Source organism: Streptomyces nojiriensis, from assembly GCF_017639205.1.
GTDB classification, from domain to species: Bacteria; Actinomycetota; Actinomycetes; order Streptomycetales; family Streptomycetaceae; genus Streptomyces; species Streptomyces nojiriensis.
Map to the genome: position 1 here is coordinate 5,207,501 of NZ_CP071139.1, position 13,501 is coordinate 5,221,001.

The window sequence follows — 13,501 nt, forward strand, 5'->3', positions numbered from 1 at the left end:
CTGACCTTAGCCAAACTCCGAATGCCGGTAAGTGAGAGCACGGCAGTGAGACTGTGGGGGATAAGCTCCATGGTCGAGAGGGAAACAGCCCAGAGCATCGACTAAGGCCCCTAAGCGTACGCTAAGTGGGAAAGGATGTGGAGTCGCAGAGACAACCAGGAGGTTGGCTTAGAAGCAGCCACCCTTGAAAGAGTGCGTAATAGCTCACTGGTCAAGTGATTCCGCGCCGACAATGTAGCGGGGCTCAAGCGTACCGCCGAAGTCGTGTCATTGCAGCAATAGGGCCAACGCCTGCTGTGATGGGTAGGGGAGCGTCGTGTGCCGGGTGAAGCAGCAGCGGAAGCTAGTTGTGGACGGTTCACGAGTGAGAATGCAGGCATGAGTAGCGATACACACGTGAGAAACGTGTGCGCCGATTGACTAAGGGTTCCTGGGTCAAGCTGATCTGCCCAGGGTAAGTCGGGACCTAAGGCGAGGCCGACAGGCGTAGTCGATGGACAACCGGTTGATATTCCGGTACCCGCTTTGAAACGCCCAATATCGAATCAGGCGATGCTAAGTCCGTGAAGCCGTTCCGGACCCTTCGGGGAAAGGAAAGTGGTGGAGCCGACGAACCAGACTTGTAGTAGGTAAGCGATGGGGTGACGCAGGAAGGTAGTCCAGCCCGGGCGGTGGTAGTCCCGGGGTAAGGGTGTAGGCCGAGGGGTAGGCAAATCCGTCCCTCATTAAGGCTGAGACCTGATGCCGAGCCGATTGTGGTGAAGTGGATGATCCTATGCTGTCGAGAAAAGCCTCTAGCGAGTTTCATGGCGGCCCGTACCCTAAACCGACTCAGGTGGTCAGGTAGAGAATACCGAGGCGTTCGGGTGAACTATGGTTAAGGAACTCGGCAAAATGCCCCCGTAACTTCGGGAGAAGGGGGGCCATCACTGGTGATCGGACTTGCTCCGTGAGCTGGGGGTGGCCGCAGAGACCAGCGAGAAGCGACTGTTTACTAAAAACACAGGTCCGTGCGAAGCCGTAAGGCGATGTATACGGACTGACGCCTGCCCGGTGCTGGAACGTTAAGGGGACCGGTTAGTGACCTTTCGGGGTTGCGAAGCTGAGAACTTAAGCGCCAGTAAACGGCGGTGGTAACTATAACCATCCTAAGGTAGCGAAATTCCTTGTCGGGTAAGTTCCGACCTGCACGAATGGCGTAACGACTTCTCGACTGTCTCAACCATAGGCCCGGTGAAATTGCACTACGAGTAAAGATGCTCGTTTCGCGCAGCAGGACGGAAAGACCCCGGGACCTTTACTACAGTTTGATATTGGTGTTCGGTTCGGCTTGTGTAGGATAGGTGGGAGACTTTGAAGCAGCCACGCCAGTGGTTGTGGAGTCGCCGTTGAAATACCACTCTGGTCGTGCTGGATGTCTAACCTCGGTCCGTGATCCGGATCAGGGACAGTGTCTGATGGGTAGTTTAACTGGGGCGGTTGCCTCCCAAAGGGTAACGGAGGCGCCCAAAGGTTCCCTCAGCCTGGTTGGCAATCAGGTGTTGAGTGTAAGTGCACAAGGGAGCTTGACTGTGAGACCGACGGGTCGAGCAGGGACGAAAGTCGGGACTAGTGATCCGGCGGTGGCTTGTGGAAGCGCCGTCGCTCAACGGATAAAAGGTACCCCGGGGATAACAGGCTGATCTTCCCCAAGAGTCCATATCGACGGGATGGTTTGGCACCTCGATGTCGGCTCGTCGCATCCTGGGGCTGGAGTCGGTCCCAAGGGTTGGGCTGTTCGCCCATTAAAGCGGTACGCGAGCTGGGTTTAGAACGTCGTGAGACAGTTCGGTCCCTATCCGCTGTGCGCGTAGGAATATTGAGAAGGGCTGTCCCTAGTACGAGAGGACCGGGACGGACGAACCTCTGGTGTGCCAGTTGTCCTGCCAAGGGCATGGCTGGTTGGCTACGTTCGGGAGGGATAACCGCTGAAAGCATCTAAGCGGGAAGCCTGCTTCAAGATGAGTATTCCCACCTCCTTGAGAGGGTAAGGCTCCCAGTAGACGACTGGGTTGATAGGCCAGATGTGGAAGCCCGGTAACGGGTGAAGCTGACTGGTACTAATAGGCCGAGGGCTTGTCCTCAGTTGCTCGCGTCCACTGTGTTAGTTCTGAAATAACGAACAGCTGTGTCAACACCAGCGTGTTCAAATTTCATAGTGTTTCGGTGGTCATAGCGTTAGGGAAACGCCCGGTTACATTCCGAACCCGGAAGCTAAGCCTTTCAGCGCCGATGGTACTGCAGGGGGGACCCTGTGGGAGAGTAGGACGCCGCCGAACAATCATTGTGGGAAAGCCCCGCACCTTATGGTGCGGGGCTTTTCTGCGTTCTGGGGCCGGGTCCGGCCGGACCGGCCTCGATCGCCCCGGCCGGCGCCTCCCGGCTGTCGTCCGAATGGCCGCAGCAGCCCGGTGACGCGTCATCGGCGGCCCGGCGAGACGGGCCCTACGTCCCTTTAGTTCGTACTGTGGGGGTATGGGCTACGACCTCGTCATCTTCGACAACGACGGCGTGCTGGTGGACAGCGAGCCGCTCGCCAACAGCATCCTCGCCGGGTACCTGACCGAGCTGGGGCACCCGACCACCTACGAGGAGTCGGTCCGCGACTACATGGGGTCCGCCGTGCACCGGGTGCACGACCTCGTCGTCGAGCGGACCGGGCAGCAGCTGCCGGCCGACTTCGACGAGACCCTGCACGCGCGGACCGTCGCCGCGTTCGAGCAGGAGCTGAAGCCCGTCCCCGGCGTGGAGGAGGTGCTGGGGGCGTTGACCGCGCAGGGGGTCGGGTACTGCCTGGCCTCCTCCGGGAGCCACGACCGGATCCGGGTCGGGCACCGGGTGGCCGGGCTCGACGGGTGGTTCGAGGAGGAGTGGATCTTCAGCGCGCAGGACGTGGGCCAGGGGAAGCCGGCTCCCGACCTGTACCTGCACGCGGCCTCGCAGATGGGCGTGGAGCCCGCCCGGTGCGTCGTCATCGAGGACAGTCCGCTCGGTGTCCAGGCCGCCGTCGCCGCGGGCATGGACGTGTACGCGTTCACGGCGATGCTGCCCGCCGACCGGCTCCCCGGGGCCACCGGGCACTTCGGTGACATGAAGCAGCTCACCGGACTGCTCGGGCTGGAGGCCGGACTGGGTATGTGATCTCTCTACCCACGGGTAGCCCGTGGCCCTACGCTGACCCGCCATGACGGATGATGTGCGGCTGCGGCGCGGCCGCGGCGCTCTGGGGTTCAGTTTCTTCGTGCAAGGCGTCGCCTTCGCGCTGCTCGTGACGCGGATCCCGGCCATCCAGGACCGGTACGGGATATCCGACGGCCTGCTGCCCGCCTTCCTCGCGGCGGTGCCGGTCCTCGCGGGGGCGTCGAGCGTGGCCACCGAGCACCTGGTGAAACGGGTGCCGCCCAGCGTCGTACTGCGGTGGGCGCAGCCGCTGGTGCTGCTGTCCCTGCTGGCCGTCGGGGCCGGCGGCCAGATGTGGCACGTGGCGGTGGCGCTGGGGGCGTTCGGGCTGTCGGTGGGTGCGCTGGACGCCTCGATGAACATGCTCGGGGTCAGCCTGCAGCGGGCGTACGGGCGGAGCATCATGCTGGGCTTCCACGCCGCGTACAGCCTCGGCGGGATCCTGGGGGCCTCGGCCGCGTGGGCGGGCGCGCACTGGCAGCTCAACCTCTTCGTCAGCTATCTGCCGGCCGTGGCCGTACTGCTGCCGCTGGCGCTGCTGGGGAGCCGGCGCTACGTCGACGGGACGGCGGGTCAGGGGGAGACCGGCGGGAAGGGAGCGGGGGCCGGCGGGTTCAAGCTGTTGCTGCCGCTCTGCCTGGTGATGGCGTGCGCGTACATCGGGGACTCCACGGTGGCGAACTGGAGTGCCAAGTACCTCCAGGACGTGCTCGGGAGCTCGGAGCAGATGGCGACCGTCCCCTACAACGTGTACATGGTGACCACCCTCGTGGGGCGGGCCGTCGGGGACCTGGGCGTGCGGCGCTTCGGGGCGGCGGCCGTGGTGCGGGCCGGGACGCTGGTGGCGGCCGCCGGGTTCGCCGTGGTGGCGGCGGCGCCGGGGGCGTGGGTGGGGATGCTGGGATTCACGCTGCTGGGCATCGGGCTGTGCGTGATCGTGCCGCAGACCTTCGCCGCCGCGGGACGCCTGTTCCCGGGGGCGTCCGACACGGCCGTCGCGCGGCTCAACATCTTCAACTACGTCGGCTTCCTGATCGGGTCTCCGCTCGTCGGGGCGGTCGGCGACGCCTGGAGCTACCGGGGCGCGATGCTGGTGCCGATGGCGCTGGTCCTGGTGACACTCTTCCAAGCCCGCTCGTTCGGCTCCGAGGGCGCCCGATACGGTGTCCGGCATGAGCGGCGAGCCGGTGACCGGGCTGTTGATGTGGGACGAGGCGGTAACGGGGTATGACTTCGGACCGAGCCATCCGATGGACCCGGTGCGCCTGGCGCTGACCATGGGCCTGGTGCGGGCCTTCGGGCTGGACCGGGCGATGGAGGTGCGGGCGGCGCCCGCGGCCGGGGATTCGACGCTGCGGCTCGTCCATCGGGAGGACTACGTGGCCGCGGTGCGCGCGGTGTCCGCCAACCCGGGGGTCGCGGACGGTTCGTACGGTCTGGGGACCCTGGACGATCCGGCCTTCCACGGGATGCACGAGGCGTCCGCGCTGATCGCCGGGCAGTCCGTGGCGGGCGCGGAGGCGCTCTGGCACGGTGAGGCCGAGCACGCCGTGAACTTCGCCGGCGGGCTGCACCACGCGATGCCGGGCGGGGCGGCCGGCTTCTGCGTGTACAACGACGCCTCGCTGGCGGTGGCGCGGCTGCTGGAGCTGGGCGCCGAGCGGGTCGCGTACGTGGACGTGGACGTGCACCACGGGGACGGTGTGCAGGCGGCCTTCTGGGACGACCCTCGGGTACTGACCATCTCCATGCACGAGCATCCGCGGACGCTGTTCCCGCAGACCGGTTGGCCCGAGGAGACCGGCGGCCCGGGGGCGGAGGGGTCGGCGGTGAACATCGCGCTGCCCGCCGGGACCGGGGACGAGGGCTGGCTGCGGGCCTTCCACGCGGTCGTGCCGGAGCTGCTGGCGGACTTCCGGCCGCAGGTGCTGGTGACCCAGCACGGGGCCGATACGCACTTCGAGGACCCCCTCGCCCACCTGGCGGTGTCGCTGGACGCCCAGCGGGCCGTCCAGGAGGCCTGTCACCGGCTCGCGCACGAGTACGCGGACGGGCGGTGGCTGGCGCTGGGCGGGGGCGGGTACGCGGTGGTGGACGTCGTCCCGCGGTCGTGGACGCATCTGGTGGGGATCGCGGCGCACCGGCCGGTGGATCCGGAGACGGCGGTGCCCGCCTCGTGGCGGGACGAGGCGTACGCGCGGACGCGGCAGTTGGCGCCGGCCCGGATGACGGACGGGCGGACTCCGTCGTGGCCGGATTGGGACGCGGGCTACGACCCGGCGGACCGGACGGATCAGGCCGTTCTGGCCACGCGTCGGGCGGTGTTCCCGCTGCGCGGCATGCTGACCTGAGCGTGCGGTACGGAACTGCCGCATCGTTACGCCAACTGTGGGGCTGTTCGGTGGAATTGATGAACCGCCAGATGCGTTGGGGCAGCATCGGAGGGTGTTGAGCACCGGCGCGCTGCGTGCGCATCTGCTGGCCGCCCGGTTGGCCGGGCCCGTCGCCACCTCCCGGGAGGAGAGCCTGCGCAGTTACCGGCTGTTCGCGGCGCGGGATCCGCGGGTGATGCTGGGGCTGGATCCGGAGTGGGCGTGGGGCGAGGGTGATCTGCTGAGGCTGATGGCGGACAAGTGCGGGGTCTCGGCGGATCCGGCGCACGTCAGCGGGCCGGACGTGATCGATCCGGAGCGGACGATGGCCGCGCTGGAGGCTTTCGCGGGGCGGCTGTGCGAGGCGGCGAGGGCGCGGTCGCCGGTGTTGTTCGGGACGGGCCATCCGCATCGACTCCTGGGTTTCTACGCCGGTTTGGCGGAGGCGCTGTCGGCGGCGGGATGTGATGTCCTCACCCCGGCGCAGGGGGTGAGTGTCGACATGACGACGCGGTTCGGCGTACGCACGCACAGCATCGAATACGTACGGGGGGTCGCACTGGTGCGGGAACCCGGCGTGCGGGTGCCGGGAAGTGCGACCGGCGTGCACACCCATTCGCCGCTGCCGGTTCGGGTGGCGCTGGGGGCCCTCGCGGAGGCCGGCGGGCCGCTGCCGGAGCTGGTGGTGGGGGACCACGGGTGGGTCTGCGGTGCAGGTCAGCTCGGTGTGGAGGCCATCGGGTTGGCGGATACGGATGATCCCGCGCTGTTCGTCGGGGAGGCCGAGGGGCGAGTCTCGGTGGCCGTTCCACTTGATGACGCGGTGCGAGCGGACTACTACCGACCGCTCACGCGGTACATCCTCGGCCGCGCGAGTCTGACGGGGCGGCAGGAGTGGCCGTAGCTCCTCTTCCCCACTCGTATCACGCGCCCCTACTCTGGGGAGTGAGCGTGCGACGACGAGGAGTAACCGGAGGGGAAGCCGGTGCCCGTCATGCGCGGAAGGTCAAGGTGTGTCATGGCTGCTGGCGAGAGGCCTCTCAGTGAGGTTCAGTTCCTGACCGTGGCGGAGGTCGCCTCGGTGATGCGAGTGTCGAAGATGACCGTGTACCGGCTGGTGCACAACGGTCATCTGCCCGCAATCCGGGTGGGCCGGTCCTTCCGGGTCCCCGAGAACGCGGTCCACGAGTACCTCCGAGAGTCCTATGTGGGGGTGGAGTCGGCCTGAGACTGAGGCTCGGGACGCCCCTGGCTACGACGCGGAAGCGCTCGGATTACAAGCTCAGAGCTCGGGCGGGTAGGCTAGGCCGACGTAGGTCGTGTGGGCCCAGACGCCCCGCACCAGTGAAGAGAAGTGAGCGAGGGTAGTCGTGGGCTCTGTTATCAAGAAGCGGCGCAAGCGGATGGCTAAGAAGAAGCACCGCAAGCTGCTCAAGCGCACCCGCGTCCAGCGCCGTAACAAGAAGTAAACGGCAGCTGTACGTGTTCTCCGCAGCCCCTCCACCATCCTTGGTGGAGGGGCTGCGGTGCAGCCGGGGGACTTCTCGAGGGAGGCGCTGAGCTCGTGGGGAAGGTCGTACTCGTCACCGGGGCTGCCCGGCAGTTGGGCGGCCGCTTCGTGCGCCGGATCCAGCGTGATCCGGACGTCGAGCGGGTGATCGCGGTGGACGCCGTGACACCGCCGCACCGGCTCGGATCGGCGGAGTTCGTCCGTACGGACATCAGACGGTCGGCGATCGCCAGAGTGCTGGCCGAGCACGCCGTCGACACGGTGGTCCATCTGGCGGTCACCGGAGGCAGCGCGGGAACGGGCGGTGCGCACAGCACCGTCAAGGAAACGAACGTCATCGGCACCATGCAGCTCCTCGGGGCCTGCCAGAAGTCGCCGACGGTACGACGGCTCGTGGTGAAGTCCAGTACCAGCGTCTACGGCGGCACCCCCCGGGACCCGGCCGTCTTCACCGAGACCACGGAGCCGAAGTCCCTGCCGGCGGGCGGCTTCGCCAAGGACGCCGCCGAGGTCGAGGGCTACGTACGGGGCTTCGCGCGCAGACGGCCGGACGTCGCGGTGTGCGTCCTGCGGTTCGCGAACATCCTGGGGCCCTTCGCGGACTCGGCGCTCGCCGAGTACTTCTCGATCCCGGTGATGCCGACCGTGCTGGGGTACGACCCGCGGCTGCAGTTCGTGCACGAGGACGACGTCCTCGAAGTGCTGCGGCTGGCGGCGCGGGAGCCCCGGCGCGGGACCTTGAACAGCGGGACGTTCAACGTCGCGGGTGACGGCGTACTGCTGCTGTCGCAGTGCTCGCGGCGGCTCGGCCGGCCCACGCTGCCGCTGCTGCTGCCCGCGTTGAACTGGGTGGGCGCCGCGCTGCGGACGGTCGGGGCCAGTGACTTCTCGCCGGAGCAGATAAGGCTGCTCACCCACGGCCGGGTCGTGGAGACCACGCAGATGCGCGAGGTCCTCGGCTTCGAGCCGCTCTACACGACCGCCGAGACCTTCGCGGACTTCGCGCGGAGCCGGGGGACAGGTCTGCTGCCGCCGGAGCGGGTCGGACGGGCCGTGGACCGGGTGGCGGCCATGCTGGACGCAGACGGGCTCGACGGGCTCGAGGACGACGCCTACGCGGCTGAAGGAGCGAAGCGATAGTGGCGGACGCCAAGGTCATTCCGTTCGACGAGGACCGGCCGCGGCGGCGGATCCCCCGCCGTGTGCGGGCGGTGCCCGCTGCCGAGCCGGTGGTGGAGCCGCCGGCGGCTCCCGAGCCGGCGCCGGCCGCGGCGCCCGGTGACAGCTGGGACCGGCGGATCGCCGGCGGGCTGGCGTTCCTGCGGCGGCGGGTCACCGGGGACTACGAGGTCGACGACTTCGGCTACGACAAGGAGCTGACGGACCAGGTCCTGATGTCCCTGATGCGGCCGCTGTACGACAAGTACTTCCGGGTCGAGGTCAAGGGCATCGAGAACATCCCGGCGGAGGGCGGCGCGCTGATCGTGGCCAACCACTCCGGGACGCTGCCGCTCGACGGGCTGATGCTCCAGGTCGCCGTGCACGACCACCACCCGGCGGAGCGGCACCTGCGGCTGCTGGCGGCGGACCTGGTGTTCATGCTGCCGGTGGTCAACGAGCTGGCCCGCAAGGCGGGGCACACCCTGGCGTGCGCGGAGGACGCGCAGCGGCTGCTGGAGGCCGGGGAGCTGGTCGGTGTGATGCCGGAGGGCTTCAAGGGGATAGGGAAGCCGTTCGGGGACCGGTACAAGCTGCAGCGGTTCGGGCGCGGCGGGTTCGTGTCGACGGCGCTTCGGGCGGGGACGCCGATCGTGCCGTGCTCGATCGTGGGGGCGGAGGAGATCTACCCCATGGTCGGCAACGCGAAGACGCTCGCACGGCTGCTGGGGGTCCCGTACTTCCCGATCACGCCGACGTTCCCGTGGCTGGGGCCGCTGGGCGCGGTGCCTTTGCCGACGAAGTGGACGATCCAGTTCGGGGAGCCGATCCCGACGGACGGGTACGCCGCGGAGGCGGCGGAGGACCCGATGCTGATGTTCAACCTCACGGACCAGGTGCGGGAGCAGATCCAGCACACGCTCTACAAGCTGCTGGTGCAGCGGCGGTCCGTGTTCTTCTGACGCACGGTCGGCGGAGGCCGAAGGAAAGGGCGGGGCTGCTTCGGCAGCCCCGCCCTTTCCTGTTACTCGGCGTCCTCCGCGCCCAGGCCCAGGCCCGGGAGGAGCCCCGGGAGCAGGGGCGGGATGGTGATGTCCGGCTTCGGATTCTCCGGCGTGCCCGAGGGGGGCGGGGTCGACTGTCCCGCGGGCGGGTTGAGCAGGTCGCCCGTACCGCCGAGGAGGCCGCCGGCGGGCGGCCGGGAGCTGCCCGAGGGGGACGGCGTCGCGGGGCTGCCGGAGGGCGTGCTGCCGGCCGCCGGGGCGGATGGTCGGGCGCCGCTGGGGGTGCCCGGCTTGGCGGACGAGCCGGGGGTGCCTCCGGTGCGGTGGGTCTGCTCCGGTGCCTTGGGGAGCAGGCTCTGCAGCGGCGCCACGTCTTCGTCTATGGCCTGGAAGACCGACTCCACCTCACCGCCGACGTCCGTGAGCTGCGCCGGGAGCTTTTCGCGGAGCTTGCCCCACGCGTCGCGGTGGGAGCGGGAGAACGACGACAGCTTCTGGATAGGGCCGAGCGAGCCGTCCCGTTCGTACGCGGCCTGGAGGAGGCGGTGGCCTTCCTCCGCGTCGTGCTTCACGCCCGCCAGGGCCCGGCGGATCGCGCCCAGGGACTCGTGGTCCAGGTCGCCCAGCCGGCCCCGTTCCATCAGCCGGCGGGCTTCCGACAGGCGGTTCGAGGCCTGGTCGAGATAGAGCTCGCCCCGGTCCGAGTCGTCGTCGGCCATCCCCAGCTTCAGGTCCTCCATGCCCCGCTTCACGGGGTAGAGGTGGTCACCGGGCAGGGCGTCGGAACTGGCAGCGGCCACTCCGCTGAAGGCCCCCGCGGCCACACCCACGGTGAGGCCGCCCGCTGCGATGCCCTTGGACCAGCGGGAGCGGGGCCGCAATTTCCGGAGCGGGGTCGCCCGGTGGGCGCCGCGGCCGGTCCGCTGTTCGGGCACCTGAGGGTCCGAGGCCGCACCGCCCCCGGCCCTCTCCTCCAGCACCATGGCCTCCATGGCGGCAATGAGCTGGGCTCGTTGCACCACTTTGACCTCGGGGTCCAGCACTGGGCGCGGCATTCTTTCGCCGAGCACGCTCGCCAGGGCCAACAGCCGGTCGTGGTCGGCAGGTTCGGCAGGTGCCTCGGACTGCTCGGCCGCCGAGTCCGGATCTGGAAGGTCGGACGGGGTCCGATCCTCCAGGGCCTGGGCGAAGGCGTTCGCCCGCCGGTGCGGGGTCACGTTCGCGATCACTGGCGGCACCTCCTCTCGTCATGACGATCGACTCCCCAAGGTGTCCGGAAGGTTGCCTTCCTTGAGCGCATCCACACTTTCGAGTGAGCGGCTTCGGGCAAAGCGTGTCCACAGGGAGCCTGCATTCCGCACAACGAGCGTCGCGGCACTTGGGTTACGGACGAAGGATGATCTGACCACAGCGTCATCGAGGGGTCACCGAATGTGAGGTTGTCTGGTGTCGGAGGGTCAGCGGGCGTCTTCGGGGAGGAGGCGGGCCAGGGTGCGCACCGCCCGGTACTGGAGCGTCTTGATGGCGCCCTCGTTCTTCCCCATCACCCGGGCCGTCTCGGCGACCGAGAGGCCCTGCAGGAAGCGCAGGGTCACGCACTCCTGCTGCTGCGGATTGAGCTTGCGCACGGCCTCCAGCAGGGCCGCGTTGGAGAGGGACTCCAGGACGGAGTCCTCGGGGCTGCGCTCGACCTCGTTCGCGTCGAGCATTTCGCCGGTGGTGACCTCCAGCCGGAAGCGGCTGGACTTGAAGTGGTCCGCCACCAGGTTGCGGGCGATCGTCACGAGCCAGGCGCCGAAGTCGCGGCCCTGCCAGGTGAAGGTGGAGATCCGGCGCAGGGCGCGCAGGAACGTCTCGCTGGTGAGGTCCTCCGCGGTCGCCTTACCGCCGACGCGGTAGTAGATGTACCGGTAGACCGTGTCGCTGTACTGGTCGTAGAGGCGGCCGAAGGCCTCGGCCTCGCCGGCCTGGGCGCGTTCGACCAGATCCATCATGCGGGCCTGGTCGCTGTCCGCCGTGGGGCGGCGGTGGGTGGTCTGGGTGCCGGTGCCGGTGGCGTTCGAGCCGCCGGCGGCGCGACCTCGTCTGCCCACCGTCGCGCCGCCGTCGGTCAGGGCATAGCAAGGACCGGCCGGGCCGAGGCCGGCAGGGACCGCGGCGGCGAAGGCGGGGGCGGCGTACGCGGTGGGGACGAAGCCGCGCAGGTGGTCGAGGACCGTTGCGCGCAGCTGAGCCAGGCCCGAGGCGTCAACCCCGACAGGTGGGTACACGGGACTCCCAGAGGCAGAGCTTCCATCACGTGCAGTGCGGAACCGTTCACCCGTCGTGGCGACAGATGGCCGGTGGCATGCGTTTGAGGAGAATAACGCTTCGTACAGGCAGCGCTACACCCAGTTGCTCAAATCACCGGTTCCGACACTTCTGTTGCGTGTCGAGGGCATATTCAGTCGCAGTTGGTGATCGATTCTTGATCGCTTGGATGCGCGGAATGGACGCTTCCAAGAGGTCCCGCGACCGAGTCGGGCATGCCGGAGTGCCGCGCCGGGGGCGCGGGTAGGGGTGTGCGAATGTCCGGGGCGGGGCCGCGGTCCGGGCGGGCCCGGGGCTCGCGGGCCCCGGGCCTGGTGTTGTTACTTGCGGCGGCGGTGCAGGGCGATGGCAGCGGCGGCGCCGCCCGCGATCGCGCCGACGCCGGCGGCCGCCGGGACGCCGACCTTCACGGCCTTGCGGCCGGTCCGATAGTCGCGCAGTCGCCAGTCGTTGGTGCGGGCATGCTTGCGCAGTTTTGTGTCGGGATTGATCGCGTACGGATGTCCGACCAGCGACAGCATGGGGATGTCGTTGTGCGAATCGCTGTACGCGGCGCAGCGTTCGAGGTCGAGCCCCTCGGCGGCGGCCAGGGCGCGGACCGCCTCCGCCTTCGCGGGGCCGTGCAGCGGCTCGCCGACCAGGCGGCCGGTGTAGATCCCGTCGACGGACTCGGCGACGGTGCCCAGGGCCCCGGTCAGACCGAGGCGGCGGGCGATGATCGTTGCCGTCTCCACGGGGGCGGCCGTGACCAGCCACACCTTCTGGCCGGCGTCGAGGTGGGCCTGCGCCAGGGCACGGGTGCCCGGCCAGATCCGCTCGGCCATGTACTCGTCGTAGATCTCCTCGCCGATCGCCATCAGCTCGGAGACCTTGTGGCCCTTGACGATGGACAGGGCGCTGTCGCGGGCGTCCTGCATGTGCTCGGGGTCCTCGACCCCGGCGAGCCGGAACCAGGCCTGCTGCCAGGCGAAGCGGGCGAGCTCGCGGCGCCGGAAGAACTCGCGCTTGTAGAGCCCGCGGCCGAAGTGGAAGATCGCGGCGCCCTGCATGACGGTGTTGTCGAGGTCGAAGAAGGCCGCGGCGAGATCGTCGCCGGCGACCGGGAAGGCGGGTTCGTCCGGGGTCTGCTCCGAGCCCTCTTCGGCGAGGGCTTCCGGTTCCGTTTCCGGTTCGGTGAGCGCGGGGGCCTCGGTCAGAGCGGTCTTGCGGGCGGCCTCGGCAGAGGCCTCGCCCGCCAGCACGCTGCGTGCGGTGGCGGAGCGCCGACGAGGGGGGAGCCATCCGAGAGCGGCCATGACGCGAGCATAGCCACTGTGTTCGGGAGTTCCCGAACCGATGGGATGCGGAGGCGTGAACTCTTCGGGGCGCTGCTGTTACGTGAGGGCGCGGGAGAATGGGTGGCATGAGCCCTTTGTTGCGCCGTAAGGAAAAGAAGAGTCCCGGCGAGCGGACGGTGACGCTCATCGGGAAGCCGGGGTGTCACCTGTGCGACGAGGCGGAGGAGGTGGTCGCGAAAGTGTGCGCCGAGACGGGTGCGCAGTGGGAGAAGAAGGACATCTCGCAGGACGAGGAGCTCTACCGGCTGCACTGGGAGCAGATTCCGGTCGTGCTCGTGGACGGGGAGCAGCACACCTTCTGGAGGGTGAACCCCGACCGGCTCCGGCGGGCGTTGGGGGCCTGACCCTCTTCCCGGTTACCATCATGGGCGATTTATGGGGTCTCGGGGGCGTATCTGTGAGGAGTGTGCACGGTTTTGCCCCCTTTGGGATTTGAACGGGTTCGGCGTACCGATGGTTCCGGCTTTACGTGCCGGAGTCGCGTGACCCCGGTCACTTTGGTCGGACAAACCGGACACAATCTTTGTGCACGCGTTCACAAAGGCATAGCCTGCTGTCGACGGGGCGGTCCTGGGACAAGTGGCCGCCTGC

The 13,501-nt window shown here is 68.4% G+C and carries 12 protein-coding genes and 2 rRNA genes (1 of these 14 only partly in view); 11 read left to right on the forward strand and 3 right to left on the reverse strand.

The window, feature by feature from the left end; all coding sequences use genetic code 11:
* The 10 genes from JYK04_RS24295 to JYK04_RS24340 form a co-directional block, all read left to right on the forward strand.
* Positions 1 to 2,123, forward strand: a 23S ribosomal RNA gene (locus JYK04_RS24295) (it extends 1,000 nt beyond the left edge of the window).
* 78 nt (positions 2,124 to 2,201) lie between these two features.
* Positions 2,202 to 2,318: ribosomal RNA gene (gene rrf, locus JYK04_RS24300) — 5S ribosomal RNA — on the forward strand.
* Between the two features lie 196 nt (positions 2,319 to 2,514).
* A complete protein-coding gene (locus tag JYK04_RS24305) occupies positions 2,515 to 3,180 on the forward strand; it encodes an HAD family hydrolase (protein WP_189733660.1) in 666 nt (221 codons plus the stop codon).
* Between the two features lie 43 nt (positions 3,181 to 3,223).
* Entirely contained in the window at positions 3,224 to 4,450 is a 1,227-nt protein-coding gene (locus tag JYK04_RS24310; protein ID WP_189733658.1) for an MFS transporter, read from the forward strand.
* On the forward strand, positions 4,422 to 5,570 hold the full coding sequence (locus JYK04_RS24315) for an acetoin utilization protein AcuC (protein WP_189733803.1): 1,149 nt from the start codon (positions 4,422 to 4,424) through the stop codon (positions 5,568 to 5,570). The genes JYK04_RS24310 and JYK04_RS24315 overlap by 29 nt, the downstream gene beginning before the upstream one ends.
* Positions 5,571 to 5,664: 94 nt before the next feature.
* The gene (locus tag JYK04_RS24320; protein ID WP_189733656.1) at positions 5,665 to 6,495 is read left to right on the forward strand and encodes a phosphatase; all 831 of its coding nucleotides are present in this window, start codon (positions 5,665 to 5,667) and stop codon (positions 6,493 to 6,495) included.
* Positions 6,496 to 6,609: 114 nt separating this feature from the next.
* Positions 6,610 to 6,819 carry a helix-turn-helix domain-containing protein gene (locus JYK04_RS24325; RefSeq protein WP_008738568.1) on the forward strand — a complete coding sequence of 70 codons (210 nt, stop codon included), beginning with the start codon at positions 6,610 to 6,612 and terminating at the stop codon, positions 6,817 to 6,819.
* A gap of 142 nt (positions 6,820 to 6,961) precedes the next feature.
* Entirely contained in the window at positions 6,962 to 7,060 is a 99-nt protein-coding gene (locus JYK04_RS24330; protein ID WP_003948845.1) for a 30S ribosomal protein bS22, read from the forward strand.
* A 95-nt stretch (positions 7,061 to 7,155) separates the two neighbouring features.
* Positions 7,156 to 8,241, forward strand: coding sequence for an NAD-dependent epimerase/dehydratase family protein (locus JYK04_RS24335; protein ID WP_189733654.1), 1,086 nt, complete (start codon positions 7,156 to 7,158; stop codon positions 8,239 to 8,241).
* Positions 8,241 to 9,221, forward strand: a complete 981-nt coding sequence (locus JYK04_RS24340; protein WP_189733652.1) for a lysophospholipid acyltransferase family protein — start codon at positions 8,241 to 8,243, stop codon at positions 9,219 to 9,221. Before JYK04_RS24335 ends, JYK04_RS24340 begins: the two co-directional genes overlap by 1 nt.
* 62 nt (positions 9,222 to 9,283) lie before the next feature.
* Here JYK04_RS24340 and JYK04_RS24345 read toward each other — a convergent pair whose 3' ends face one another.
* The 3 genes from JYK04_RS24345 to JYK04_RS24355 all read right to left on the reverse strand — a co-directional run bounded on the left by JYK04_RS24345 (position 9,284) and on the right by JYK04_RS24355 (position 12,868).
* A complete protein-coding gene (locus JYK04_RS24345) occupies positions 9,284 to 10,492 on the reverse strand; it encodes a DUF5667 domain-containing protein (RefSeq protein WP_189733650.1) in 1,209 nt (402 codons plus the stop codon).
* 228 nt (positions 10,493 to 10,720) lie between these two features.
* Complete coding sequence (locus tag JYK04_RS24350; protein WP_189733648.1) at positions 10,721 to 11,533, reverse strand: ECF subfamily RNA polymerase sigma factor, BldN family; 813 nt, start codon at positions 11,531 to 11,533, stop codon at positions 10,721 to 10,723.
* A 360-nt stretch (positions 11,534 to 11,893) separates the two neighbouring features.
* Complete coding sequence (locus JYK04_RS24355; RefSeq protein ID WP_189733647.1) at positions 11,894 to 12,868, reverse strand: HAD family hydrolase; 975 nt, start codon at positions 12,866 to 12,868, stop codon at positions 11,894 to 11,896.
* A 98-nt stretch (positions 12,869 to 12,966) separates the two neighbouring features.
* Here JYK04_RS24355 and JYK04_RS24360 point away from each other — a divergent pair, with 98 nt between their 5' ends.
* Positions 12,967 to 13,254, forward strand: coding sequence for a glutaredoxin family protein (locus tag JYK04_RS24360; RefSeq protein WP_030012801.1), 288 nt, complete (start codon positions 12,967 to 12,969; stop codon positions 13,252 to 13,254).
* The last annotated feature ends 247 nt before the right edge of the window (positions 13,255 to 13,501 follow it).

Coding starts and splice junctions, on each gene's coding strand:
- JYK04_RS24360 (WP_030012801.1), top strand. CDS start 12,967: ATGGGTGGCATGAGCCCTTTGTTGCGCCGTAAGGAAAAGAAGAGTCCC.
- JYK04_RS24305 (WP_189733660.1), top strand. CDS start 2,515: ATGGGCTACGACCTCGTCATCTTCGACAACGACGGCGTGCTGGTGGAC.
- JYK04_RS24325 (WP_008738568.1), top strand. CDS start 6,610: ATGGCTGCTGGCGAGAGGCCTCTCAGTGAGGTTCAGTTCCTGACCGTG.
- JYK04_RS24310 (WP_189733658.1), top strand. CDS start 3,224: ATGACGGATGATGTGCGGCTGCGGCGCGGCCGCGGCGCTCTGGGGTTC.
- JYK04_RS24355 (WP_189733647.1), bottom strand. CDS start 12,868: ATGGCCGCTCTCGGATGGCTCCCCCCTCGTCGGCGCTCCGCCACCGCA.
- JYK04_RS24315 (WP_189733803.1), top strand. CDS start 4,422: ATGTGGGACGAGGCGGTAACGGGGTATGACTTCGGACCGAGCCATCCG.